Annotated in this window: 24 protein-coding genes and 1 pseudogene; 9 read left to right on the top strand and 16 right to left on the bottom strand. The window is 66.5% G+C overall.

Annotation, left to right across the window (positions count from 1 at the left end):
* Nucleotides 1–81: 81 nt before the first annotated feature.
* The 3 genes from ACYQ4T_RS19820 to ACYQ4T_RS19810 all read right to left on the bottom strand — a co-directional run bounded on the left by ACYQ4T_RS19820 (nucleotide 82) and on the right by ACYQ4T_RS19810 (nucleotide 2,829).
* Nucleotides 82–1,485 (bottom strand): FAD/NAD(P)-binding protein, encoded by a 1,404-nt coding sequence (locus ACYQ4T_RS19820; RefSeq protein ID WP_459857841.1) that lies wholly within the window; start codon nucleotides 1,483–1,485, stop codon nucleotides 82–84.
* 4 nt (nucleotides 1,486–1,489) lie between these two features.
* Nucleotides 1,490–1,705 carry a hypothetical protein gene (locus ACYQ4T_RS19815; protein WP_459857839.1) on the bottom strand — a complete coding sequence of 72 codons (216 nt, stop codon included), beginning with the start codon at nucleotides 1,703–1,705 and terminating at the stop codon, nucleotides 1,490–1,492.
* Nucleotides 1,706–1,809: 104 nt separating this feature from the next.
* Nucleotides 1,810–2,829, bottom strand: coding sequence for a sulfate ABC transporter substrate-binding protein (locus ACYQ4T_RS19810; RefSeq protein ID WP_459857837.1), 1,020 nt, complete (start codon nucleotides 2,827–2,829; stop codon nucleotides 1,810–1,812).
* Nucleotides 2,830–3,037: 208 nt separating this feature from the next.
* On the opposite strand from ACYQ4T_RS19810, the gene ACYQ4T_RS19805 reads away from it, so the two are divergent.
* On the top strand, nucleotides 3,038–3,685 hold the full coding sequence (locus ACYQ4T_RS19805; protein ID WP_459857835.1) for a pyroglutamyl-peptidase I: 648 nt from the start codon (nucleotides 3,038–3,040) through the stop codon (nucleotides 3,683–3,685).
* Nucleotides 3,686–3,849: 164 nt separating this feature from the next.
* Here the strand turns inward: ACYQ4T_RS19805 and ACYQ4T_RS19800 are convergent.
* The 7 genes and pseudogenes from ACYQ4T_RS19800 to ACYQ4T_RS19770 all read right to left on the bottom strand — a co-directional run.
* A pseudogene (locus tag ACYQ4T_RS19800) lies at nucleotides 3,850–4,116 on the bottom strand (DUF2280 domain-containing protein); the annotation flags it as partial.
* 960 nt (nucleotides 4,117–5,076) lie between these two features.
* Nucleotides 5,077–5,538 (bottom strand): RidA family protein, encoded by a 462-nt coding sequence (locus tag ACYQ4T_RS19795; protein WP_459857833.1) that lies wholly within the window; start codon nucleotides 5,536–5,538, stop codon nucleotides 5,077–5,079.
* Nucleotides 5,539–5,555: 17 nt separating this feature from the next.
* Nucleotides 5,556–6,326, bottom strand: a complete 771-nt coding sequence (locus tag ACYQ4T_RS19790) for an SDR family NAD(P)-dependent oxidoreductase (protein ID WP_459857831.1) — start codon at nucleotides 6,324–6,326, stop codon at nucleotides 5,556–5,558.
* A 10-nt stretch (nucleotides 6,327–6,336) separates the two neighbouring features.
* Entirely contained in the window at nucleotides 6,337–7,335 is a 999-nt protein-coding gene (locus tag ACYQ4T_RS19785) for an ABC transporter permease (RefSeq protein WP_459857829.1), read from the bottom strand.
* Nucleotides 7,336–7,420: 85 nt separating this feature from the next.
* Entirely contained in the window at nucleotides 7,421–8,467 is a 1,047-nt protein-coding gene (locus tag ACYQ4T_RS19780; RefSeq protein WP_459857827.1) for a sugar ABC transporter substrate-binding protein, read from the bottom strand.
* Between the two features lie 32 nt (nucleotides 8,468–8,499).
* On the bottom strand, nucleotides 8,500–9,243 hold the full coding sequence (locus ACYQ4T_RS19775; protein WP_459857824.1) for an ATP-binding cassette domain-containing protein: 744 nt from the start codon (nucleotides 9,241–9,243) through the stop codon (nucleotides 8,500–8,502).
* Complete coding sequence (locus tag ACYQ4T_RS19770) at nucleotides 9,240–10,412, bottom strand: ROK family transcriptional regulator (RefSeq protein WP_459857822.1); 1,173 nt, start codon at nucleotides 10,410–10,412, stop codon at nucleotides 9,240–9,242. Before ACYQ4T_RS19770 ends, ACYQ4T_RS19775 begins: the two co-directional genes overlap by 4 nt.
* A 236-nt stretch (nucleotides 10,413–10,648) precedes the next feature.
* Here ACYQ4T_RS19770 and ACYQ4T_RS19765 point away from each other — a divergent pair, with 236 nt between their 5' ends.
* Entirely contained in the window at nucleotides 10,649–11,023 is a 375-nt protein-coding gene (locus ACYQ4T_RS19765; protein ID WP_459857820.1) for a nuclear transport factor 2 family protein, read from the top strand.
* A gap of 84 nt (nucleotides 11,024–11,107) precedes the next feature.
* Here ACYQ4T_RS19765 and ACYQ4T_RS19760 read toward each other — a convergent pair whose 3' ends face one another.
* From ACYQ4T_RS19760 to ACYQ4T_RS19750, 3 genes are read right to left on the bottom strand one after another with little or no spacing between them, the layout of a single operon-like run.
* Nucleotides 11,108–11,737: a glutathione S-transferase family protein gene (locus ACYQ4T_RS19760; RefSeq protein WP_459857818.1), complete on the bottom strand. Its 630-nt coding sequence runs from the start codon at nucleotides 11,735–11,737 to the stop codon at nucleotides 11,108–11,110.
* Nucleotides 11,738–11,762: 25 nt separating this feature from the next.
* A complete protein-coding gene (locus tag ACYQ4T_RS19755; RefSeq protein WP_459857815.1) occupies nucleotides 11,763–11,981 on the bottom strand; it encodes a hypothetical protein in 219 nt (72 codons plus the stop codon).
* An 11-nt stretch (nucleotides 11,982–11,992) separates the two neighbouring features.
* Nucleotides 11,993–12,412, bottom strand: a complete 420-nt coding sequence (locus ACYQ4T_RS19750) for a tautomerase family protein (protein ID WP_459857813.1) — start codon at nucleotides 12,410–12,412, stop codon at nucleotides 11,993–11,995.
* A gap of 118 nt (nucleotides 12,413–12,530) precedes the next feature.
* On the opposite strand from ACYQ4T_RS19750, the gene gcvA reads away from it, so the two are divergent.
* Together gcvA and glk are read left to right on the top strand one after the other, a co-directional pair.
* Nucleotides 12,531–13,421 (top strand): transcriptional regulator GcvA, encoded by an 891-nt coding sequence (gcvA, locus tag ACYQ4T_RS19745; protein WP_459857811.1) that lies wholly within the window; start codon nucleotides 12,531–12,533, stop codon nucleotides 13,419–13,421.
* A 104-nt stretch (nucleotides 13,422–13,525) separates the two neighbouring features.
* The gene (gene glk / locus ACYQ4T_RS19740) at nucleotides 13,526–14,497 is read left to right on the top strand and encodes a glucokinase (RefSeq protein ID WP_459857809.1); all 972 of its coding nucleotides are present in this window, start codon (nucleotides 13,526–13,528) and stop codon (nucleotides 14,495–14,497) included.
* Here glk and ACYQ4T_RS19735 read toward each other — a convergent pair.
* From ACYQ4T_RS19735 to glpK, 3 genes are read right to left on the bottom strand one after another with little or no spacing between them, the layout of a single operon-like run.
* A complete protein-coding gene (locus ACYQ4T_RS19735) occupies nucleotides 14,494–14,889 on the bottom strand; it encodes a methylglyoxal synthase (protein WP_459857806.1) in 396 nt (131 codons plus the stop codon). The two genes, glk and ACYQ4T_RS19735, sit on opposite strands and share 4 nt — an antisense overlap.
* A gap of 11 nt (nucleotides 14,890–14,900) precedes the next feature.
* Entirely contained in the window at nucleotides 14,901–15,704 is an 804-nt protein-coding gene (locus tag ACYQ4T_RS19730; protein ID WP_459857803.1) for an SDR family NAD(P)-dependent oxidoreductase, read from the bottom strand.
* Between the two features lie 9 nt (nucleotides 15,705–15,713).
* Nucleotides 15,714–17,204, bottom strand: a complete 1,491-nt coding sequence (gene glpK, locus ACYQ4T_RS19725; RefSeq protein ID WP_459857801.1) for a glycerol kinase GlpK — start codon at nucleotides 17,202–17,204, stop codon at nucleotides 15,714–15,716.
* Between the two features lie 141 nt (nucleotides 17,205–17,345).
* Between glpK and ACYQ4T_RS19720 the strand changes: the two genes are divergently transcribed.
* The 5 genes from ACYQ4T_RS19720 (at nucleotide 17,346) to ACYQ4T_RS19700 (ending at nucleotide 24,024) form a co-directional block, all read left to right on the top strand.
* The gene (locus tag ACYQ4T_RS19720; RefSeq protein WP_459857798.1) at nucleotides 17,346–18,113 is read left to right on the top strand and encodes a DeoR/GlpR family transcriptional regulator; all 768 of its coding nucleotides are present in this window, start codon (nucleotides 17,346–17,348) and stop codon (nucleotides 18,111–18,113) included.
* Nucleotides 18,114–18,368: 255 nt separating this feature from the next.
* Entirely contained in the window at nucleotides 18,369–19,898 is a 1,530-nt protein-coding gene (gene glpD, locus ACYQ4T_RS19715; RefSeq protein ID WP_459857795.1) for a glycerol-3-phosphate dehydrogenase, read from the top strand.
* 114 nt (nucleotides 19,899–20,012) lie between these two features.
* A complete protein-coding gene (locus ACYQ4T_RS19710) occupies nucleotides 20,013–21,749 on the top strand; it encodes an ABC transporter substrate-binding protein (RefSeq protein ID WP_459857792.1) in 1,737 nt (578 codons plus the stop codon).
* 110 nt (nucleotides 21,750–21,859) lie between these two features.
* Nucleotides 21,860–22,948: an ABC transporter ATP-binding protein gene (locus tag ACYQ4T_RS19705; protein WP_459857789.1), complete on the top strand. Its 1,089-nt coding sequence runs from the start codon at nucleotides 21,860–21,862 to the stop codon at nucleotides 22,946–22,948.
* Complete coding sequence (locus tag ACYQ4T_RS19700) at nucleotides 22,948–24,024, top strand: ABC transporter ATP-binding protein (RefSeq protein ID WP_459857787.1); 1,077 nt, start codon at nucleotides 22,948–22,950, stop codon at nucleotides 24,022–24,024. Before ACYQ4T_RS19705 ends, ACYQ4T_RS19700 begins: the two co-directional genes overlap by 1 nt.
* Nucleotide 24,025 lies beyond the last annotated feature (1 nt).

Here is a 24,025-nt window from a genome sequence, read left to right as displayed (position 1 = left end):
ACCTAACGCCAGCGGTCCCAACGATAAAACGGCTAGAGAGCGCCGCAATTGGACCATGGTCCAAGCAGGCGGGAGGCGATGCTACAGGGCGCCGTATCGCTGCGGCCGCGCCGCCTGCGGCAGCAGCCGCGCGGCCATCGCCTCGCAGGCGACGCGCAGATCGGGCACGGCGATGATCTCCCAGAAGGCGCCCTTGGTGATCGGGCCGAGGGCGAAGAGATCCGCCGCCGGGCGGCCGTCGCCGTCGATCAGCGCGCCTTCGTCGGTGACGTCGATGCCGAGCCGCAAGGGATCCGGCCGGATCAGCCCGGCCTGCAGCAGTTGCTTCAGGAGCGGCTGATCGACCGTGGTACAATCGCTGTTGAGACCGGAGCAATCGATCAGCCGAGCGCCGCGATAGACGGCGCGCGTGTCGCCGCCCCTGAGCTTGACTTCGACCGAGACCGTATCGGCGCCCGCCTCGGTGGCGACCACCTTGCCGGCGACGATCTTGAGCTGCCCGCGCTCGCGCGCTTCCGCGATCCGCGCCATCACCTGCGGCGCACCGCGGTGGCGATGCACGTCCCACCACGGCCGCAGGTGCCGCAGGAAGCGCTTGCGCTCCACCAGCGACATCTCGCGCCATAGGCGCTGGCTGTGCGGCCGCAGGCCGTCGATCACGCTGCGCCAGCCGCGGCCCGCGCGCTCGGCGCGGTCGATGGTGCGGCGCACGGCTTGGGTCAGCGCGACCAGGCTGCGGCCCGAAGGCTTCGGGTCGAAGTCCCAGGGCTTGGGCAGGCGGATCTCGCCGGTCTCGTCGGGAATGGCGCCGACATGCTGGCGCGGCAGCAGGCCGCGCCGGGAGATCGCCTGGATCGATCCCATGTGCCCCTGGTCCAGCAGCGAGATCACGGTATCGACCATGGTGAGGCCGGTGCCGAGGACCAGCAGCGGCGCCTGCGGATCGAGATCGCGGAGCGCACGCTCGTCCCAGGGATTGCCGAAGACCGGGCCGGCACTGCGCGCCGGCGGGAAATTGCCGACCGCCAGCACGGCGGTATCGACCACCAGCTTGCGCCCGACCGCGAGCTTCAGCGCGATGCCGCCGACCTCGCGCTCGATGCCGACCGCCTCGTCGTTGACGATGGTGAGCCGGTCGCCGCGCTGACCGCGCCAGATCGCCTCGGCGAGGCTTTGCTGGATATAGGCGCCGAACAGGCCGCGCGGCGCGAAGCTCGCCGGGCCCGGTGGGACGCCGCCCTGGTCCGGAAGCCGCCGCAGCCAATCGACGAAATGATCGGGCTCGGCGGAGAAGGCGCTCATGTTGCCGGCGCGCACGTTCAGCAGGTGATGCGCGTTGCCGGTCGAATAGGCGAGCCCGGCGCCGAAGCGGCGGGCCTTCTCGATCAGGAAGATGCTATCCTGCTCGTCGCAGCGGCGCAGCAGGTGCAGCGCGAGCAGCGCGCCGGTGAAGCCGCCGCCGATGACGCCGATCGCGCGGGCCACGGCGCTACCAATCGGTGCCGGCGGGACGGACCAGCACCGCCTGCTCCGGCGCGAGCGCGCCGGCGACCGGGCTGGGGTGCATCGGGTAATGGGCGGAGGGACGCAGCCCGGCGCTGCGCTTCGGACTGCGGATGCGGCGTGCGAGCCTCCAGCGGGTGAAGGCGGCGTGGAGCAGCGCGTTCAGAATGATGAGGCCAATGATCTCGGCGAGCGCCAGCATCAGGAACTCCTCTGCAGGGAAGTTCGAGGGATGGCGCCCGGTTCATTCGGGAGGGAGAGAACGAACCGGGCGCCGGCTTAGTCGCGTCGAGCGGCGTGCCGGACCTACTGGGCCGGCTGGTAGATCTGGTCGAAGATGCCGCCGTCGGCGAAGTGATCGGCCTGCGCCTGCTTCCAGCCGCCGAAGTCGGCAATGGTGGAGAGCTTCAGGGCCGGGAACTTGTCCTTGTACTTCTCCGCGATCGCCGGATCGGTCGGGCGGTAGTAGTTCTGCGCCGCGATCTCCTGGCCCTCCGGCGAGTAGAGATACTTCAGATATTCCTCGGCCAGCTTGCGGGTGCCGTGGGCGTCGACCACCTTGTCGACCACCGCGACCGGCGGTTCGGCGAGGATCGAGGTCGTCGGCACGACGATCTCGAACTGGTCGGGGCCGAGCTCCTTCACCGCGAGGAAGGCCTCGTTCTCCCAGGCCAGCAGCACGTCGCCGATGCCGCGCTGGGCGAAGGTGGTGGTGGAGCCGCGGGCACCGGTGTCGAGCACCGGCACATGCTTGTAGAGAGCGGCGACGAAGGCCTTGGCGGTGTCGGCATTGCCGCCCGGCTGCTTCAGCGCCCAGTCCCAGGCCGCGAGGTAGTTCCAGCGCGCGCCGCCCGAGGTCTTCGGGTTCGGCGTGACCACCTCGACGCCTTCCTTCACCAGGTCGCCCCAGTCCTTGATGGCCTTCGGGTTGCCCTTGCGCACCAGGAAGACGATGGTCGAGGTGTAGGGCGTCGAGTTGTGCGGCAGGCGCGCCTGCCAGTTCGGGTCGATCAACTTGCCCTTCTCGGCGATGGCGTCGATGTCATAAGCCAAAGCGAGGGTGACGACGTCGGCCTCCAACCCGTCGATCACCGAACGGGCCTGCTTGCCCGAGCCGCCATGGGAGCTCTCGACCGAGATTTCCGCTCCGGTCGTCTCCTTCCAATGCTTGGCAAAGGCCGCGTTGTAGGCGACGTAGAGCTCGCGGGTCGGGTCATAGGAGACGTTGAGAAGTCGGTCCTGCGCCGCGGCCGCACCGGCCAACCCCAGCCCGAGGGCCAAGCTCACAGCCGTGCGTGACGTGAATTTCATGATGTTTTTCAGCATCCTAGTCTCCGCTCCCTGGATCGTTCCGGTCTGAACTTTGCTCGGCCCCGGCGGGTTCCGCACCCCCTGACCGGTCAGGCCCAGCATTATCTCTATCAATATGATAGACAAACAAGAGTTATTTGAGGCGGCGCGAGTTTTTCTTACCCGGAGGCCGCCAGGCCCGGGGGGCCGTGATAAGAGGAGCCCCACACCACCGGCTTTGTGAATGAAGATGGCACCCATCCTGATCACCGGCTTCGCGCCCTTCGCCGGGCTCGACAGCAACCCCTCCGCCGATATCGCCGCGAGCCTGGACGGCCGGGAGATCGGCGGGCGCAGGATCGTCGGGCGGTTGCTGCCGGTGGATTTCGCCCGCTACCAGGCGGCACTCGAGGCGCTGCTGCGGGAGACCGCGCCGGCGCTCTATGTCGGCTTCGGCCTCGCCACCGGCGAGGACATGATCCGGCTCGAACGCTTCGGCGTGAACCTCGCCGATTTCGAGATTCCCGACAATGCGGGCGCGCGGCTGACCGGGCGCAAGATCGAAGCGGAAGGACCCGATGCCCGCGCGGCCACGATTCCCTGCGCCGAGATCCGCGCGGCTTTGCTCGACGCCGGCATTCCGGCCCGGCTTTCGAACTCGGCCGGCAGCTATCTCTGCAATGCGACGCTCTATTCCGCGCTCGGCCTCTGCGCCGCGCGCGGGACGCCTTGCGGCCTCATTCACCTGCCCTATGCCTCCGAGCAGGTCGCGGCACTGCTGCGCGAAGGCTCGCTCAACGGCGAAAGCGCCGCGCCCTCGCTGCCGATCGAGATGATGGTCGCGGCGGCGGAGATCGCCCTGGCGGTCTCGGCGGCATCGGCACCCGTGTAGGGCGGCTGCGGCCCGGACGGCAGCGGCCCGGGCGGCTGCGGCATCGAGAGATTCACGACGATCGGCCGCCGATTCTCGTAGATGCCGCCGCATTCCTTCGCCGCCTGCTCCAGAAACCGGGCGGCATCGGTCAGATAGTTGCTGGTCAGGGCGATGTGCGCCAGGCGATCGAGCATGGCGAGGCGGTAGGTCTTCTGCGCAATGTCGATCTCGGCGACCTCGCGCAGATAGGCCTGGCGCGTCGCGGCATGGAGCTCGCGCCAACGCGGCGCCAATCGCTGCGACGATTTCGGGTCGTAGCAGAAGACCTGCTGCCGGCTCACCTCGATCTTGAAGTTTTCCCGGACCGCATCCGCCACCCGGCTGGGGGTGTCGAAGCAGGCCAGGGCCTTGACGATATAGGTCCGGATTTCGTCGGTGAGGATCGCCATCGGTCTTTCATCCTGTACATGCTGGGTCCATGCAGCGGCCTCTTCGGTCCCCGCGGCGGGCGGCGCTCGATCTTGTACATGCTGGGTCCATGCAGCAGCCTGCTCGGCCCCTGCGGCGGGCGGCGCTCGATCCTGTACATGCTGGGTCCATGCAGCAGCCTGCTCGGCCCCTGCGGCGGTCAGCGGGCGATCCTGTACATGCTGGGTCCATGCAGCAGCCTGCTCGGCCCCTGCGGCGGGCAGCGGGCGATCCTGTACATGCTGGGTCCATGCAGTAGGCCGGTTGGCCGCCGCATCGGGCGGCGCCTGTACATGCTGGGTCAATGCAGTGGGCCGGTTGGCCGCCGCCACGGACAGCTCACGCTGCCTCAGCCGTGCCTTGAACTCTTCCAGGGTTTCCATCGGTTCTTCTTCCTCTCTGGGTCCGGATCGGCAGCACGCGAGCTTCTGAGCGCGCGACGCGCAAGGCATCGATCGCTTCAACCATCGGAACGGGAACGGCACGAAGGTGCCGGATCTCAAGCCCCGGGCGGGGCACAGCCGGCGCGTCACGGCCACTGCGAGTAAAACTATAGCGCTTTGCCTGCTCCGGCGCAAGCGCTCCGTCCGAATTCTACGTTTAAAAACAGTCTCTTATAATGTATCGCGTCGGGCCAGAATTCTGGGCCATGGCGGGTCTCCTTCTCCGGATCACCAATCGAAGGTTGTGGCCGGACCACGCGGAGAGATTCCAATGACCGTCCGTCTTCACGGTGTCGTCATCGCGGTTCTGCTCGCGATGTCGCCTGCTGGGCACGCGTATGAAAAGGCCAGTTCCGGAAGCAAGCTGGCCTTGGATGAAACATGGACCGAGGAGGCAGAACCTGACCTAGAGCGGGAAGCGATATGGTCGAATCAGCGGGCTCATCGGCGCTGCATACTCCGCCGGAGTTATCCGATCGAACCTGATCCCATATCGTGCTACCCCCGCACCGCCATGGTGGCGGTGAGTTCGACCGAGATGCCGAGCGGGAGGCTGCCCATGCCGACGGCCGCGCGCGTGTGGCGGCCGGCTTCGCCGAAGACTTCGACGAAGAGGTCGGAGCAGCCGTTGATCACCTGCGGCTGCTGGCCGAAGCCCGGCACGGCGTTGACCATGCCGAAGACCGAGAGCACCCGCTCGACCCGGTCCAGCGAGCCCAGCAGCTGCCGGGCCGCGGAGAGCAGGACCAGGCCGGTCAATCGCGCGTGCTGGTAGCCCTGCTCCACCGTGAGCTCCGCGCCGACCACGCCCTGGGCGAACTCGCCGTTCTCCTGCAAGGGGCCCTGGCCCGAGAGATAGAGGATGCCGTTATGCACCAGCGCCGGCACATAGTTGCCCTTCGGGCTCGGGCAGTCCGGCAGGACGATTCCGCGCTCCTTCAGCGTCTGCTCGGCACTCATCGGCGCCTCCTCCGCGTCTATTCCGGCTGCAGGCGGAAGTCCTTGCCCTCGGGCAGGGTCTGGCCGCCATCGACCACGATGGTCGTGCCGGTAATATAGGCCGCCTCGTCGGAGGCGAGGAACAGCGTGGCGTTGGCGATGTCGCGCGGCGTGCCGAGCCGGCCCAAGGGAATCGCCTCCTCCATGGTCTTGATGAAGGCGGCGCTGCGGTGCTGCTGGATGCCCTCGGTCAGGATGTTGCCCGGTTCCACGCCATTAACGGTGATGCCGTAGCCGGAGAATTCCAGCGCCGCGGACTTGATGAAGCCGTTGATGCCGGCCTTCGACGCCGAGTAATGGCCGTGGCCGGGGCTGGTCACGCGCGGGCCGGTGATCGAGGAGGTGAAGATCATCCGGCCGTATCGCTTCGCCTTCATATGCGGCAGCGCCGCCCGGGCGATGAGGTAGGTGCCGCGCAGGTTGACCCCGAGCACGGCGTCCCATTCCTCCGGCTCGGTGTTCTCGATCAGCGACCAGGGATAGATGCCGGCATTCTGCACCACGATGTGGAGATCGCCATGGGCGTCGAGCGCCGTCTTCACGGCACGCTCGGCATCCGCCTTCTTCGAGATGTCGGTGGTAATGAACCTGCCGCCGAGCTTCTCCGCCGTCGCCCTTCCCGCCTCGGCCTCGCTGTCGCCGATGACGAGCTTGGCGCCTTCCTCGTGGAAGCGCTGGGCGATGCCGGCGCCGATGCCGCGCGCCGCGCCGATGATCAGCGCGACCTTGCCGTGGAGACGCCCGGTCATGCCAGTCCCCTCATGCCAGCCGTTGCCTGATCTGCAGCTTCAATGTGTCGATCAGCATCGCGGCGAGGACCAGGAAGCCGAGGATCAGCTGGGTGTAGTGCGCGGGCAGGCCCATCAGGTTGATCGCGGTCTGGATGGCCGACAGCAGCAGCACGCCGGCATAGACGCCGGGCAGCTGGCCGATGCCGCCCTTCAGGCTGACGCCGCCGATCACGACGGCAGCGAAGGCCTTGAACAGCATGCCGACGCCGAGATTGGCGGTGGCGCCCGAGGTGCGGATCGCCAGCAGCCAGCCGGCGACGCCGGCGACCGCGCCCGCGATGACGAAGCTGATCAGGATCAGGCGGTCGGTCTTGATGCCGGCGCGGAAGGTCGCGACCGGGTTGCCGCCGATCATGGTGACGTGGCGGCCGAAGGGTGTGCGGCGCATCAGGAAAGAGAAACCGATGAAGCAGAGAATGGCGATGAAGGCGCTCGGCGGCAGAAAATCGAAGACCGGAATGCCGATGACCCGGAGCTCCGGCACCATGCCCTGGGCCGAGCGGCCGCCGGAGATGGCGAGCACCAGGCCGCGCACCCAGATATAAGAGGCGAGCGTCACGATGAAAGCGTTCATCCGGAGCTTCACCACCAGGATGCCGTTGCTCAGCCCGATCACACCGCCGACGATCAGCGCCAGCAGCAGGGAGCCCGGAATGATCACCCAATTCCACGCGCCGAAGTCAGGGTTGAGGCCGATGCCGCCGCTGCAGAACAGGATGCCGGTCACCATGGCGGTCAAGCCGGCGACGGACTCCACGGAGAGGTCCATGTTGCCGGCGATGATGACGATGGCGAGGCCGATCGCCATGACGCCGACATAGGTCGAGTCTTCGATGATGTTGGTGAAGATCCCGACCTGGAAATAATTGGGGATGGCGATCGAGAAGACGACCAGGACGACGATCAGCAGCAACCAGACCAGGTTGTCGAGCAGGAATTCCAGAAGAGCCCGTTGGCCTGGGGACATCTTGCAGCTCCGAACTTATCAGGAAAGAGAACCGGGCCGCCGCCCCTGACAAGTGAGAAGGCGGCCCGGTGTTTTCAGTATGCGCTTATTCGACCGGCTTGATCGGCGTCGCGGGGGGCTTCAGGTTGCCCCAGAACTTGGTGTCGTCGACATTGCCCTTGTTGATCGCCGCACCCGGGATCTTGATGTTCGGACCCCAGGATTCGATGGTGACCTCGGATTCCAGACCGAGCACGTCGTACTTGCCCGGCTTGATCTCCTGCTTGTTGATCACCTTGTCGGCGAACATCGCCAGCGCCGCCGCCTGCGCGAAGAGCGGCTGCTCGACCTCGACATTCTCCCAGCCCTTGCGGATGAGATCGAGGCCGACCGGCGCGCCATTGGAGGAGACCAGCATGACGTCACCCGGCTTCTTGCCCTTGGCTTCGAGCGAAGCGACCGCCGCAACGGCCAGATGCGCCGCATGCACGAAGATCAGGTCGATGTCCGGGTTCGCCACCAGCTGGTCGGCGACGATGGTGCCGGCGTTGGAGGCTTCCCACTGCATGGCCGGCAGCGAGATGATCTGCACGTCCGGGAAGGCCTTCATCTTCTCCTCGAAGCCCTGCTGGATCTCGAGGGTGTAGGGATCGGCGGGATCGCCGAGCACCTGCAGCACCTTGCCCTTGACCGCGCCGTTCTTGGTCTTCAGCAGGCCCTGGATCTGGTCGGCGGCGACATGGCCGATCTCGACCGTGCCGGCAACCGAGGTGAAGTCCATCTTCGTGGTCTTGATCTGACGGTCGAAGATCATCACCGGGATGCCGGCGGCCCGGGCCTTCTCGATCGACGGCACGAGCGCATTGAAGTCCACGGCGGCCAGGATGATCGCCTTGGGCTTCAAGGCGATGACGTCGTTCATCTGGCTTTGCTGCAGGTCGGTCTTGTTGTCGGCGTTCTTCGCCTCGACCGTGTAGCCGACTTCCTTCATGAAGTTGGTGATGGCCTCGACCGAAGCGGTCTGGAACTCGTCCAGCAGGGTCGGCACCATGTAGTAGACCTTGCCCTTGTCCTCGGCATTGGCGGTGTGCGCGGCGAACGCCGCCATGGCGATCGCACCCGCCGTCAATGTTGCACGCAGTAGCCGTTTCATTTAGCCCTCCTGTTTCCCTCAGAACTCAGATTCTAGAGACTCTCGCCGGTTATCATCCGGACGACCTCATCCGGGCTGGTCTTCGCCCGTTCGACATTGCCCGCGACCTTCCCCTGGCGGATGACGACCATGCGGTCGGCAACCTGGAAAGCCTGGGCCATGATATGGGTGATGATGACGACGCCGATGCCCTGCGCCGCGATGCGCTTGATCATGTCGAGGCCGCGCCTTGTCTGCTCGACGCCCAAGGCCGCGAAGGGCTCGTCCAGCAGCACCAGCTTGCCGCCCCAATGGACGAAGCGGTTCAATTCGATCGCCTGGCGCTGGCCGCCGGAGAGATGCTCGACATTGGTGCGCATCGAGGGGATGCGGGTGCCGGCGTTGGCCATGGCCTTCTCGACCACCTCCTGCATCGCGCGTTCTTGCAGGATCGGGATGCCGAGAAAGCGTTTCACGATCTCGCGGCCCATGAAGAAGTTCGCCACGACATCGACATTGGTGCAGAGCGAAAGGTCCTGGTAGACGGTCTCGATGCCGGCCGCCTTGGCTTCGGAGGGCGAGCTGAAGTTGCGCTCCTGGCCGTCGAAGACGATGCGGCCGGAGGTCGGCTCCAGGCCGCCGGCGATGATCTTCACCAAGGTGGACTTGCCGGCGCCGTTGTCGCCCAACAGCGCGACCACCTCGCCGCGGCCGATCTCGAAGCTGATGCCTTTCAGCGCCTCGATGGCGCCGTAGTTCTTCACGATGTTGTCGAGCTGGAGCAGCGTGTCGCTCATGCCGCGGCCTCCCGTTCCATCAAGGGATCGTTGGCCGCGAACATCAAGCCGAATCGCGGCGAGAGCACGCCGGAGACCGCCAGCGCCGCGGCGCCGCGCAGCACCGCATCCTCGCCGTTGGCGGAGCGGATCACCCGCGGGATCGCGCGGTCGCGCCGATCGGCGACCGAATGCGGCAGCGGGTCGGCCGCCGCGATCAGCCGGTCGAGCACGTCCGGCGGCGCGATGCCGCCGATCACGATGGTCAGGGGGTCGAACAGGTTCTCGATCGCCACAATCGCACTCTTGAAGAGAGGGGTTACTTCGCGGATCCAGCCCTCGACGCCGCCGACTTTCTGCGCGCCGCGTTCGAGGGCGAGGCAGGAGAGATAGCGCTCGAGGCAGCCCGCGTTGCCGCAGGGGCAGGCCTCGCCGCCCGGCACCATCGGCAGATGGCCGATCTCGCCGGCATTGCCGTGCGAGCCGCGGAGCGCATTGCCTTCCTGCACCATGCAGCCGCCCAAGCCCACGCCGAAGAACAGGTAGTAGAAGTCACGGATGTCGCGGGCGGCGCCGTAGAGCCGCTCGCCGAGCGCCGCCGCGGCGTGGTCGACCTCGATGAAGACCGGGAGATCGGTCTTCGCGGCGAGGCGCTCGCGGATCGGGACACCGCTCCAGCCTTCGAGCGTGGTCGGGCCGACGAAACTCATCGATTCGACGTCGAACGGGCCCGGCATCGCGAGGCCGAGGCCGAGCATGCGCCCCAAGCTCCGGCCGCGCGGCTTCTGCTTGCGCAGCGCGGCCACCAGATCGCCGATCGCGTCAAAGGCCGCCGTGGGCTTCAGGCGCGGGAGCTTGCGCTCGCGCCGGGCGATCACCGCGCCGGCGAGGTTGATCAGCGCCGCCTCGATGCCGCGCGGCGTCACATGGACGCCGATCGCGTGGCCGCCGTCGGGGTTGAGCTTGAGCTCGGTCGCGGGATAGCCGCGGCGGCGGCGCTCCTCGCGCGCGCCCAGCACGAAGCCGTTGGATTCGAGCTCGCGGATGATGGTGGAGACGGTCTGCACGGTGAGGCCGACGCGTTTCGCGATCTCGCCGCGCGCGATCGGGCCCTGGAGACGGATCGTCTCCAGCACGATGCGCCGGTTATACGGCCGGCCGTATTCCTGGTTGGTCCCTTTGAGGGCCATGCCTGGCACGCCATCCCTGTTGCGTGGTCTTCTTTGTTGCCGGCGAGCCTGCGCCCCGCGCCGGAATATGTCAAACGGTTTTCAATATTAGGGCTCCAAGTTGCCGTCATTGCCGGGCTTGACCCGGCAATCTCGCGCCGCCTGCACCAGATGCCCGGGTCAAGCCCGGGCATGACGATTCCAATTCAGCCTTTGCTGATCTAGGCTCGCGCAGCTTCCTTCAGGAGATCGCCCGCATGGACCCGCGTTTCGACGAGATGACCGCCGTGCTCAAGGACTATTTCGACGGCCTCTACAACAGCGACACCAAGATTCTCGGCCGTGTCTTCCACCCGGAGGCGCATTATTTCTGCGCCACCGACGGCAAGCTGCTGCATCTCGACATGGGCGAGTATTTCCCGGTGGTGGACAAGCGCCCGTCGCCGGCCAGCAAGGGCGAGGCCAGGGCCGACCGCATCATCTCGATCGAGTTCGCCGGGCCGGTGACCTGCTTCGCGCGCGTGGAATGCGCGGTGCGGCCGCGCTTCTTCACCGATTTCCTGACCTTCGTAAAGCTCGACGGCCGCTGGCAGATCGTCGCGAAGGTGTTCCACTACGACCTCAGGGAGTGAACACCTTTCGTCACTGCCGGGCTTGACCCGGCAATCTCGCGCCCACTGGAGACGGATGCCCGGATCAAGTCCGGGCATGACGGCTCAAGAGGCGGGATCCGGCATAAGCGCGTGCGGGTGCTGCCAGCGCGGCAGCGCCGCGATCCGCGCCGCCCAGGCCTCGACGTTGGGGAATTCCTTGGCGCGGTCTATGCCGGTCGGCTCGGTGTAGAAGACATAGCCTGCCAGTGAGAGATCCGCGATGGTGGGCTGGTCGCCGAGCAGAAATTTTCGTCCGGCGAGATGCTTGTCGACGATGCCGTAGGCGCCGCGCGCCCGTGTCCGCAGGAACTCGGTGACCGGCGTCTCGCCGGTCTTCTGCAAGCCGAACAGGAAGCGGAGCGTCGCGTAGTAGCTGGTGAATTTGTGGTTGTCGAACAGGATCCAGCGCAGGATCTCGCGCCGCTCCGCGTCGTTGCGCGGGCCGAACTTGCCGGTCACCCCGGCCAGATAATCGAGGATCACGCCGCTCTGGGTGAGGCGCAGGCCCTGGTGCTCCAGGACCGGTGCCTCGCCCATCTCGTTCACCTCGCCGCGGAAGGCCTCGCCGCGGGTCTGGCCGTTGAAGAAATCGACCCAGACCGGCTGCCAGTCGCAGCCACTGAGCTCCAGCATCAGCGCCGCCTTGTAGGCATTGCCGGATTCCTTGAAACAGTGCAGCCGATACACGCTCATCCCCGTCCCCCAAAGTCAAACCGCGTCAGGCGGTAAATAGCGCGGCGACGGCCGGATCGTCCAGCGGCACGAGATCCTGCAAGGCGTTGCCGTCGATCGACGCGTGCTGCAGCAAGGTGCCGAGCAGCAGCGCCGCGATCAGGGCCAGCACGATCGCGCCGGCGGTGCGGCGCAGCGCCGACAATCGATCGGAGATGCGCTCCTCCAGGAGAGATTCGCTGGAGCGGTAGGGAATGTTGACCATGGTCGTCTCCTTCAAGCGGGAATCGCGGTGCGGATCGGCGGCGCATCGGCGCCCAAGAGCTGCGCTTCGCCCTTGCCGAAAGACCAGTCGGCCTCGCCGTTCTCGGTCAAGACGATGGCGACGTCTTCCGGCCTGACCCCCGGGTCGGCGGCGAGGTTGGCGACGACGCGGCGGTAGAAGTCCTGTTTCACCGCTGGAGAACGGCCGCGGCGCAGGCTGACGGTCACGAAGATCGCATCGTCGCTGCGGGCGACGCCGAAATATTCGCGGTCGTAGATCAGGTCGTCGCCGTCATGCTCGGTGATGATCTGAAAGCGATCCTTCAGCGGAACGCCGATGCCATCGACCAGGGCGCGATGGATCCCGTCGGCGACCGCGCGGCGATAATCCCGGGACTTGCCGCGCCGCATCTCGATCCGGATCAGGGGCATGATTGTCTCCATACAATACGCGAGTCTGGCTCGCAGCTGGACTGGATGTAGACCGCCAATGCCAGGGATACGAACGAGAAATTTTGACCCAATCTGTCAATCTGGCTAACATATCGGCATGCCGGTCCGGACCCTGCCCCTTGCCGCTTTGCGCGCCTTCGAGGCGGCGGCGCGCCATGTCAGCTATTCGCGCGCGGCCGAGGAGCTCAACCTCACCCATGGCGCGATCAGCTTTCAGATGCGCGTGCTGAAGGAAGCGCTCGGCGTCGACCTCTTCAAGCGCTCGGGGCGGCGCATGGTGCTGACGCCGGAAGGCCAGCGGCTGTTCGGCTATGTGCGCGACGGCTTCGCGCGGCTGGAGCAGGGCATGGAGGATGTGCGCGCGTCGCGGCGCGGCCAGGTGCTGACGGTGAGCGTGCATCCGGGGCTTGCGTCATACTGGCTGATCCCGCGGCTCGGCGATTTCCAGCGCCGGCATCCCGAGATCGACGTGAGCCTGCTGCCGACCATCACCCTGGTCGACTTCACCCGCGACGATGTCGACATGGCCCTGCGCTATGGACCGGGCCACTGGCCGGGCGTCGAGGCGGTGAAGCTGATGGACGAGGAGATCGTTCCGGTCTGCAGCCCTGGATTCAACGGCGGCGCGCTGCCGAAGCAGCCGCGCGACCTCGCCGAGCTGCCGCTGCTGCGCGATGCGCGGCAGCCCTGGAGCGACTGGTTCAAGTCGATCGGGCTCGACCGCGCCGAGCCGGAGCGGGGGCCGCTCTATACCGAGCCCAGCCTGGTGCTGCAGGCGGCGATCGCCGGACAGGGAATCGCGCTGGCCCGCGGCGCGCTCGCCCGCCCCGCCATCGCAGCGGGCCATTTGGTGAGATTGTTCCCGCGCGGCGTCCGCTCGCGATTCTCCTATTACATCGTCACCCCGGCGGCGGCGGCGGCGATCCCGCGGGTCGCCGCTTTCCGCGACTGGCTGCTGGCGCAAGCGGGCGAATCCGAAACGAATTAATTCAGCCGACACGTTTCGGCGGGGCGACTTTCCGCTTTGAAAGCGCGGCGGAAGCCGCCACATTACCGCCGCATTCAACCGCGCGTGACGAAAGAATTCTCGACTTGAGCAATCCCACCGCCCTGGTCGCCGATGTCGGCGGCACCAATGTGCGCTTCGCGATGGCCGATCTCGACGGACAGGTCGAGCCGAATTTCGACACCTTCTCCGCCGCGCGTTTCCGTTCCCTGCCCGAGGCCGCCGCGGCCTATGTGAAGAAGACCGGCGTCACGCCGAAGGTCGCGGCCTTCGCGGTCGCCGGCCCGGTCACCGGCAACAAGGCCACCATCACGAATCTCCGCTGGAGCATGACCACCGAGGAGCTCTGCGCCGCGACCGGCGCGGAGAAGACGCTGCTGGTGAACGATTTCGAGGCCCAGGCGCTCTCGGTGCCGCTGCTGTCGGGCGACGACCTGCAGCAGATCGGCGGCGAGCAACCGGTCGAGCGCGCGGTCAAGGCGGTGGTCGGCCCGGGCACGGGCCTCGGCGTCGGCGGCATCGTCTGGTCGAGCAGCCGCTGGATGCCGATCCCGGGCGAGGGCGGCCATGCCAGCTTCGCGGTCGAGACCGCCGAGGAATTCGCGATCGTGAAGCGGCTGCGCGGCAGCCTCGATCATTTCTCCAACGAGCGCGTGCTCTCGGGTCCCGGCATCATCAATCTCTACGCCGCCTTCGCCGCCCATCGCGGCGTCAAGGCGCAGATGCTGGAAGCCTCGGAAGTGACGCGGCGCGGCCTCTACAAGGAGGACCCGATCGCGGTCGAGGCGCTCGCCTTCTTCGTGAAGGCGCTGGGCCGCGTCGCCGGCGACACCGCGCTCACGCTCGGCGCGCAAGGCGGCGTCTATCTCGGCGGCGGCATCCCGCCGAAGATCCAGGACGCGCTGGCCGGTCCTGTCTTCCGCACTGCCTTCGAGCAGAAGGGCCGGCTGACGCCGTTCCTCAAACCCATCCCGGTCTTCGTCATCCTGGCCCGCGATGCCGGCCTGCGCGGCACCGCCGTGGCCCTGACCGCGGCGATCCAGGAAGGCCGGGTCTAAGAGGCCGCCCGCTTCGCCAGGCAGAGCTCTGCCAGCATCATCTCGGCGGTGGCGCGGTTGAGGGCGAAGGGGATGTCGTAGACGATGGCGAGGCGGGTCAGTGCCTTCACGTCGACGTCGTGCGGGTGCGGCGACAAGGGATCGACGAAGAAGATCAGTGCGTCGAGCCTGCGCTCGGCGATCATCGCGCCGATCTGCTGGTCGCCGCCCAAGGGACCGCTCTTCAGGCGTTTCACCGGCAGCTCGGGGCAGCGTTCGGTGACGCGCTGCCCCGTGGTGCCGGTCGCGAACAGCTCGAAGGCCTTGAAATGCTGCCGGTGCTGCTCGACCCAGGAAACCAGGTCCGGCTTCTTCTCGTCATGGGCGACCAGCGCCACCCGCAGTCTGTCCATGGCTTGCCCCGCTACGGCATCAACTGGCCGCCGTTGACCTCGATGATCTGGCCGGTGATGAAGCCGGCCATGCGGTGCGAGGCCAGGAAGAGGTAGGCGCCGGCGCAATCCTCGGCCATGCCGACGCGCTTCAAGGGGATGATGTCGGCCATCGCCTTCACCCGCTCCGGCGTCGAATAGCGGCGGTGGAAGTCGGTGAAGATGAAGCCCGGCGAGACCGCGTTCACGCGGATGCCGGTCTCGGCCAATTCGGTCGCCATCGCCTTGGTGTAGGTGGAGACGAAGGCTTTCGCCGCCGCATAGACGCCGGCACCCGCCGCACCGCCCATGCGGGCCGCGACCGAGGTGGTGCTGATGATGGTGCCGTGCTGCGCCTTCTTCAGGTAAGGCAGCGCAGCCTTCGAAGCGACCACGACCGAGCGGGCGTTCAGCGCCAGCACCGCATCGACCTGTTCGGCGGTCAGCGCCTCGAGGCGCACGCGGCCGAGCATGGTGCCGGCATTGTTGATCAGCACGTCGATGCCGCCGAGGCCCTTGGCCGCTTCCGCGACCGAACGCTCCACTTCGGCGGCGTTCTGGTAGTCGGCGATCACGACCACCGGCTCCGCACCGCCGGCCTTGGCGATGGCGGCGGCGGTCGCGCGCAGGGTGTCGCTGTCCTTGGTGCCATGCAGCGCCACCCTGGCGCCGAGCGCCGCGAAGGCCAAAGCGGCGGCGGCGCCGATGCCGCGGCTGCTGCCGGTGATCAGCACCTTGCGGCCGGCGAATTCCTCGCCCAGCAGGCCTTTCGAAATATCGGTCGCGAGTTCGCTCATGCTGAATCCCTATTTTGCACCGTGGCGGATGCGGCGGACCGCATCCTGCCATCCCGCGTAGCGCCGGTCACGCTCGGCGGCGGTCATCTTCGGCTCGAAGCGCCGGTCCGGGCGCCAGGTCTGCTCGATCGCCGCCACGTCGGCGATCATGCCGCTGCCGAGACCCGCGCAGAAGGCGGCGCCCAGGGCCGTGGTCTCGGTGACATGCGGCCGCTCGACGGGAAGCTGCAGGATGTCGGCGAGAAACTGCAGCACCCAGTCGTTGCGCGCCATGCCGCCATCGACCCGGAGCGCCGTCGGCCGCGTGCCGCCGTCGGCGCTCATCGCCGCCATCAGGTCCTGGGTCTGGTAGCAGACCGCCTCCAGCGCCGAGCGCACCACTTCGGCGATGCCGGTGTCGCGGGTGAGGCCGAGGATGGCGCCGCGCGCTTCGGGGTCCCAGTAGGGCGCGCCCAAACCGGTGAAGGCCGGCACCAGGTAGACATTGCTGGTGTTCGACGCGGATTTCGCGAGGCTGTCGGTGTCGCCCGCTTCCTGGAACAGCTTCAAGCCATCGCGCAGCCATTGCACCGCCGCGCCGGCTACGAAGATGCTGCCCTCCACGGCGTAGGCGAAGCGGTCGCCGAGCTGATAGGCGATGGTGGTGAGCAGACGGTTCTGCGAGGGCTTGGCCTCGTTGCCGGTGTTCAACAGCGCGAAGCAGCCGGTGCCGTAGGTGCTCTTGATCATGCCGGGCTTCAGGCAGGCCTGGCCGATCACCGCCGCCTGCTGGTCGCCCGCCATGCCGGCGATCGGCAGCGCCACGCCAATTGTTGCGGCATCGCTGGTGCCGAAGACGCCGGCATTCGGCTTCACTTCCGGCAGCAGCGACTGGGGCACGCCGAACAGCTTCAGCAGATCCGCATCCCATTGCTTCTTGTGGATGTCGAACAGCATGGTGCGGCAGGCATTGGTGATGTCGGTCGCGTGCACCTTGCCGCCGGTGAGACGCCAGAGCAGGAAGCTGTCGATGGTGCCGAAGGCGAGCTCGCCTTTCGCGGCGCGGTCCTTTGCGCCGGCGACATTCTCCAGCAGCCAGGCGATCTTGGTCGACGAGAAATAGGAATCGACCAGCAGGCCGGTCTTCTGCTGGATCATCGGCTCGTGGCCGGCTTCGACCAGCTTCTTGCAAAGCGGCGCGCCCCGGCGGTCCTGCCAGACGATGGCGTTGTGAATCGGCTTGCCGGTCTTCCGGTCCCAGATGACCGCGGTCTCGCGCTGGTTGGTGATGCCAATGGCGCCGACGCGATCCTGACCCACCTCCGCCAGCACCTTGCGGCAGACCTCGACGGTCGCCGACCAGATTTCTTCCGGGTCATGCTCGACCCAGCCGTCGGCGGGGTAGATCTGCGGCAGCGCCTTCTGCGCGGTCGCGACGGCCTCGCCGCCGGTCGAGAAGGCGATCGCCCGCGTGCTGGTCGTGCCCTGGTCGATCGATAGAATGAGGTCCCTGGTCGCCATCGTTTCTCCCCTGCCCGCGGTTGCCTGGCGGCTTTTCCCATCGATACGCGATTTCGAACCGGGCGAAAAGGCCGGCTTTCGGTTTCGCAATCCCGGTGGCAAGATGCCGTCTCGACACTGTCACCAGCCGGAAGCCGATCCATGCAGCGCGAAGAGAGACATGCCAGCATCGTGAAACTGGTGCAGCAGCGCGGCTTCATGTCGATCGACGCCCTGGCCCAGCATTTCAACGTGACGCCCCAGACCATCCGCCGGGACATCAACGAGCTCTCCGACCAGGACATGGTCTCGCGCTACCACGGCGGGGCGGGGCTCGCCTCCAGCGTCGAGAACACCGCCTATACCACGCGCCAGGTGCAGCAGCTGACCGAGAAGCAGCGGATCGCGGCGCTCTGCGCCCAGCATATCCCCAACGATTCTTCCCTCTTCATCAACATCGGCACCACCAACGAAGAGGTGGCGCGGGCGCTGCTGAAGCATTCGCGGCTGCGGGTCATCACCAACAACCTGCAGGTAGCCTCGATTCTGTGCGAGAATACCTCGGTCGAGGTGATCATCACCGGCGGCGTGGTGCGGCCGCTGGACCGCGCCATCGTCGGCGAGGCCGCGGTCGATTTCGTCTCCCAGTTCCGGGTCGATTTCGGCATCATCGGCATCAGCGGCATCGATGCCGACGGGTCGCTGCTCGACTTCGACTATCGCGAGGTGCGGGTCAGCCAGGCCATCATCGAGAACTCGCGGCAGGTGTTCCTGGTCGCGGACCATACCAAGTTCGAGCGCAAGCCGATGGTGCGCCTGGGCGATATCGGCATGCTCGACGCCTTCTTCACGGATCGCAGGCCGCCCCAATCGGTGCTCGACCAGATCGAAAAGCACGACGTCCGGCTCTACACCGTCGACCAGCCCTGACAAAAACCTGACCTAACCCCGCGCAGGACAACGATCTTGTGCGATGCAGCGTATTCGAACTCTCGCTTTTCGCAATCGCGCAAAATTAATCATCTGATTTTCGATTGCGAACCTAGGAACGCGCTGTTAGTTTTCGAAAACCGCCACCGGACGGAGGTTCGAGAATGGCGGACGTGGGGAGGCGATGGCAGGGATCCGCAAATTCAAGTGGCGTCGGCTTGAGCGCGCCCGAAGCTTCCGGGCGGAGATGAGCGCGTGAGCGGCGATGCTGTGCGCGATCTCCTCGTCGTGGGCGGCGGGATCAACGGCATCGGCATCGCGCGCGACGCCGCCGGGCGCGGCCTCTCGGTGACCGCCGTGGAACGACGCGATCTCGCCAGCGCGACCTCGTCGTCCAGCACCAAGCTGATCCATGGCGGGCTGCGCTATCTCGAATACTACGAGTTCCGGCTGGTGCGCGAGGCGTTGAGCGAGCGCGAGGTGCTGCTCGAATCCGCGCCGCATATCATCTGGCCGCTGCGCTTCGTTCTCCCGCATGAGAAGACGCTGCGGCCGGCCTGGATGATCCAGATCGGCCTGTTCCTTTACGATCATCTCGGCGGTCGCAAGCGTCTGCCCGGCTCGAAGCGGGTGTCGCTGAAGGAGAAGCCCTATTCCAACGGCCTGAAGCCCGGCTTCGAGGTCGGCTTCGAATATTCCGACTGCTGGGTCAACGATGCGCGGCTGGTCGCGCTGAACGCCGTCGATGCGCGCGAGCGCGGCGCCGAGATCCTGACCCGCACCACCGTCACCGCGGCCAGGCGGGAGGGCGATCTCTGGCGCGTGGAATTGAAATCCGACAGCGGCGAGACGCGCAGCCTGCAGGCACGCGCGCTGGTCAACGCCACCGGGCCCTGGGCCGGCGAGTTCATCACCGGCCCGCTCCAGCAGAAGCAGAAGGCGACGCTGCGGCTGGTCAAGGGCAGCCATATCGTCGTGGACAAGCTCTACGACGGCGATCACTGCTTCATCCTGCAGAATGCCGACCGGCGCATCGTCTTCACCATTCCCTATGAGGGCAAGTTCACCCTGGTCGGCACCACCGACGTGCCCTATGAGGGTGACCCCGCCAAGGTCGCGATCTCCGCGGAAGAGACCCAGTATCTCTGCGACGTGGTGAACCGGCACTTCGCGAAGTCGCTGGCGCCCAAGGACGTGGTCTGGTCCTATTCCGGGGTCCGGCCGCTGTTCGACGAGGACGGCAGCGAATCCGCCTCCGCGGTCTCGCGCGATTACGTGCTCGATCTCGAGGAGAACGGCGGCAAGGCGCCGCTGCTCAATGTGTTCGGCGGCAAGATCACCACCTATCGCCGGCTTTCGGAACATGCGCTGCAGAAGCTGAAGCCCTTCTTCCCGAAGGCCGGCGGCGACTGGACCAAGGACGCGTCCCTGCCCGGCGGCGACATCGCCGATGCCGATTTCGAGGCCTTCGTGGCGGCGCAGACCCGGCGCTTCAGCTGGCTGCCGGCGCCGACGGTGCGGCGCCTGGCGCGCGCCTATGGCACGCGGATCGAGCAGGTGATCGGCGGCGCGCATGGTCTCAACGACCTGGGGCGCAACTACGGCGCCGATCTCTACGAGCGCGAGGTCGATTACCTCAAAGCCGAGGAATGGGCGATGACCGCCGAGGACGTGCTCTGGCGGCGCTCGAAACTGGGATTGCACATGCGCCCCGAGGAGCGCGCGGCCCTGGAAGCCGCGATGCCGAGCGGGGCCGCGCAGCCGGAGGCTGCGCGAGCGAGTTGAGTCCTTCTTCCGCCGCGTGATGCGGGTCATGCGGCGGCGGAAAACGACGTCCGGTTCGGATCGTGCGCAGGAGCCGGGCGCAAACAGCAACGCGCACTAGTGGAGGAAACGATCATGACTACGCTATATCGAAGCGTATCGGTCGCCGCCTTGCTGCTCGCGTGGGGGTTGGCTCCTGCGTATGCGGATGAGGCCGCGGCCAAGAAGTGGATCGACGACGAGTTCCAGCCTTCGACGCTCTCGAAAGAAGAGCAGTTGAAGGAGATGCAGTGGTTCATCAAGGCCGCCGAGCCGTTCAAGGGCATGGAGATCAACGTGCTGTCGGAGACCATCCCGACCCACGAATATGAATCCAAGGTCCTGACCAAGGCGTTCGAAGAGATCACGGGGATCAAGGTCAACCACCAGCTGCTCGGCGAAGGCGAAGTCGTGCAGGCGGTGCAGACCCAGATGCAGACCAACCGCAATCTCTACGACGGCTACATCAACGACTCCGACCTGATCGGCACCCACTCCCGCCTGCAGAGCGCCATCAATCTCACCGACTGGATGGCGGGCGAAGGCAAGGACGTGACCAACCCGGGCCTCGACATCGACGACTTCATGGGCAAGTCGTTCACCACCGGCCCGGACGGCAAGCTGTGGCAGCTCCCTGACCAGCAGTTCGCCAACCTCTACTGGTTCCGCAAGGACTGGTTCGACGATCCGAAGATCAAGGAAGGCTTCAAGAAGAAGTACGGCTACGATCTCGGCGTGCCGGTGAACTGGTCGGCCTATGAGGACATCGCCGAGTACTTCACCAACGACGTGAAGGAAGTCAACGGTGTCCGCGTCTACGGCCACATGGACTACGGCAAGCGCGCGCCGGATCTCGGCTGGCGCATGACCGACGCCTGGCTGTCGATGGCCGGCGAAGCCGATGTCGGTTCTCCCAACGGACGCCCGGTCGACGAGTGGGGCATCCGGATGGAGAAGGGTTCCTGCAACCCGGCCGGCGCCTCGGTCAGCCGCGGCGGCGGTGCAAACAGCCCGGCCGCCGTCTATGCCGTCGCCAAGTGGGACGAGTGGCTCCGCAAATACGCGCCTCCGGGTGCCGCCGACCTCGACTTCTACCAGTCGCTGCCGGCGCTCAGCCAAGGCAATGTCGCCCAGCAGATCTTCTGGTACACCGCCTTCACCGCTTCGATGGTGGCCCCGAAGAGCTCGGGCAACAACACCGTGGACGATGCGGGCAACCCGCTCTGGCGGATGGCGCCGTCGCCGCACGGCCCGTACTGGAAGGAAGGTTCGCAGCGCGGCTACCAGGACGCCGGTTCCTGGACGCTGTTCAACTCGACCCCGGTCCCGCAGCGCAAGGCGGCCTGGCTCTATGCCCAGTTCGTCACCTCGAAGACTGTCGATGTGAAGAAGAGCCATGTCGGTCTCACCTTCATCCGCGACAGCACCGTCCGGCATGCCTCGTTCACCGAGCGCGCGCCGAAGCTCGGCGGTCTGATCGAGTTCTACCGCTCACCCGACCGCGTCGCGTGGACCCCGACCGGTATCAACGTGCCCGACTATCCGAAGCTCGCCCAGCTGTTCTGGGAGAACATCGGTGACGTCAACTCCGGTGCGTTCACGCCGCAGGAAGCCATGGACCGTCTGGCCGGCCAGATGGACCAGGTGATGGCCCGCATGCAGCAGGCCGACGAGCAGCAGCAGGTCTATCACGGCTGCGGCCCGCGCTTGAATCCGGAGAAGGATCCGAGCGAGTGGCTGAGCAAGGACCACGCGCCTTGGGCGAAGCTCGACAACGAGAAGCCCCAGGGCGAGACCATCGCCTATGACGAGCTGATCAAGCGCTGGCAGTAAGTTCCCTGCCGGCACTTGTGCTAGTCTAGACCACGGCATCCCCCGGGGCGGGAACGCCCCGGGGGATCGCTGCCAGGCAACGATCCCGAAGAACGACCCAAAGATCCGCGATGACCCTCGAGCTGAAGAACGTGATGAAGAGCGTGGATGGCGCCGTCCATATCCACGAAACCAACCTCAAGCTCGAGGAAGGGACCTTCAACGTGCTGCTGGGCACGACGCTCGCGGGCAAGACCACGCTGATGCAGCTGATGGCCGGTCTCGACAAGCCGACCAGCGGCGAGATCTGGTTCAACGGCCGGAACGTGACCGGCGTCTCGGTGCAGAAGCGCAACGTCTCGATGGTCTACCAGCAGTTCATCAACTACCCGCATATGACGGTCTACGAGAACATCGCCTCGCCGCTGCGCGTCGCCGGGAAGGACGCCAAGACCATCGACAGCCGGGTGCAATCCGTCGCCGAGCTGCTGCGCCTGAAGCCGATGCTGGGCCGCAAGCCGGCCGAGCTTTCCGGCGGCCAGCAGCAGCGCACCGCCATCGCCCGCGCCCTGGTCAAGGACAGCGACATGATCCTGCTGGACGAGCCGCTGGCCAATCTCGACTACAAGCTGCGCGAGGAATTGCGCGACGAGCTGCCGCGGATCTTCGCCGACCGGCACTGCATCGTGGTCTATGCCACGACCGAGCCGTCGGAAGCCTTGCTGTTCGGCGGGCATACCGCGACCTTGAACGAGGGGCGCGTCACCCAATTCGGCCCGACCGGCCGGATCTACCGCAATCCCAGCGACCTGATCAGCGCGCAGGTCTTCTCCGATCCGCCGCTCAACACCGCCACGGTCACCAAGCGGGGCAACGAACTGGTGCTGGGGCCGGGCATCTCCTGGCCGGTCAGCGGCGCCATCGGCGGCCTGGCCGACGGCGACTACCTGCTCGGCATCCGCGCGCATCTGGTGGCGCCGTTCCAGCAGACGCCCAATGCCGTCGCCATCGAGGGCCGCGTGCTGGTAACCGAATTGAGCGGCTCGGAAAGCGTTCTGCACGTCGATCTCAACGGCGCCACCTGGATCTCGCAATCCCACGGCGTGCATCCCTTCGATGTCGGCGCGACGGCCAGGCTCTATGTCGATGTCGCCCGCGGCTTCCTGTTCGACCGCGACAACAATCTCGTCGCCGGATTGAACCAAGGAGGGCTGAGCTGATGGCACGCATCCTGATCGACAAGCTCCGGCACTCCTACGTCCAGAATCCCCAGAAGCCGGAAGATTATGCACTGCGCGAGATGACTCTCGAGATGGCCGATGGCGGCGCCTATGCGCTGCTGGGGCCCTCGGGCTGCGGCAAGACCACTCTCCTGAACCTCATCTCGGGCCTACTGCACCCGACCGAGGGGCGGATCCTGTTCGACAACACCGATGTCGGCCGCGCGACGCCCGAGGAGCGCAACATCGCCCAGGTGTTCCAGTTCCCGGTCGTCTACGACACGATGACGGTCTATGACAACCTGGCCTTCCCGCTCAAGAATCGCGGCGTCGCCGCCGGCGACATCGACAAGCGCGTGCGTGAGATCGCCGACATGCTGGACCTGACCCCGACGCTCAACAAGCGCGCCTCGGGCCTGACCGCCGACGGCAAGCAGAAAATCTCGCTGGGGCGCGGCCTGGTGCGCTCGGACGTCAACGTCATCATGTTCGACGAACCGCTGACCGTGATCGACCCGCATCTGAAATGGATCCTGCGCTCGAAATTGAAGGAGCTGCATCACCGGATCCGACGCACCATGATCTACGTGACCCATGACCAGACCGAGGCGCTGACCTTCGCCGACCGGGTGGTGGTGATGAACCTCGGCGAGGTCGTGCAGGTCGGCACGCCGGTCGAGCTGTTCGAGCGGCCGGCCCATACCTTCGTCGGCCATTTCATCGGCTCGCCGGGCATGAACGCCCTGCCCTGCGCGGTCGAGAACGGCCGCCCGACCTTCCTCGGCCATGCCGTGCCGCTCGCGGGCGCGATCCAGGTGCCGAGCGACGGCAAGCTCGAGATCGGCATCCGGCCGGAGTTCATCAAGTTCAACGGACATGGTGCCGGACCGGCGATCCCGGTCGAGGTCACCAAGGTGGCCGATGCCGGGCGCTTCCGCATCGTCGAGACGCGGGCCAGCGAGCATCGCATCCGCCTGCTGGTGCCGGAGGGCGATCCGATCCCGAGCGGCGCCGCGCAATTGACGTTCGATCCCAAGCACACGCATCTCTATCGCGACGGCTGGCTGGTGGGCTGAA

The sequence above is a fragment of the Dongia sp. agr-C8 genome (genome assembly GCF_054658695.1).
The sequence above is the reverse complement of the archived record's forward strand: the minus strand, read 5'-3'. Positions and strand labels throughout refer to the sequence as shown.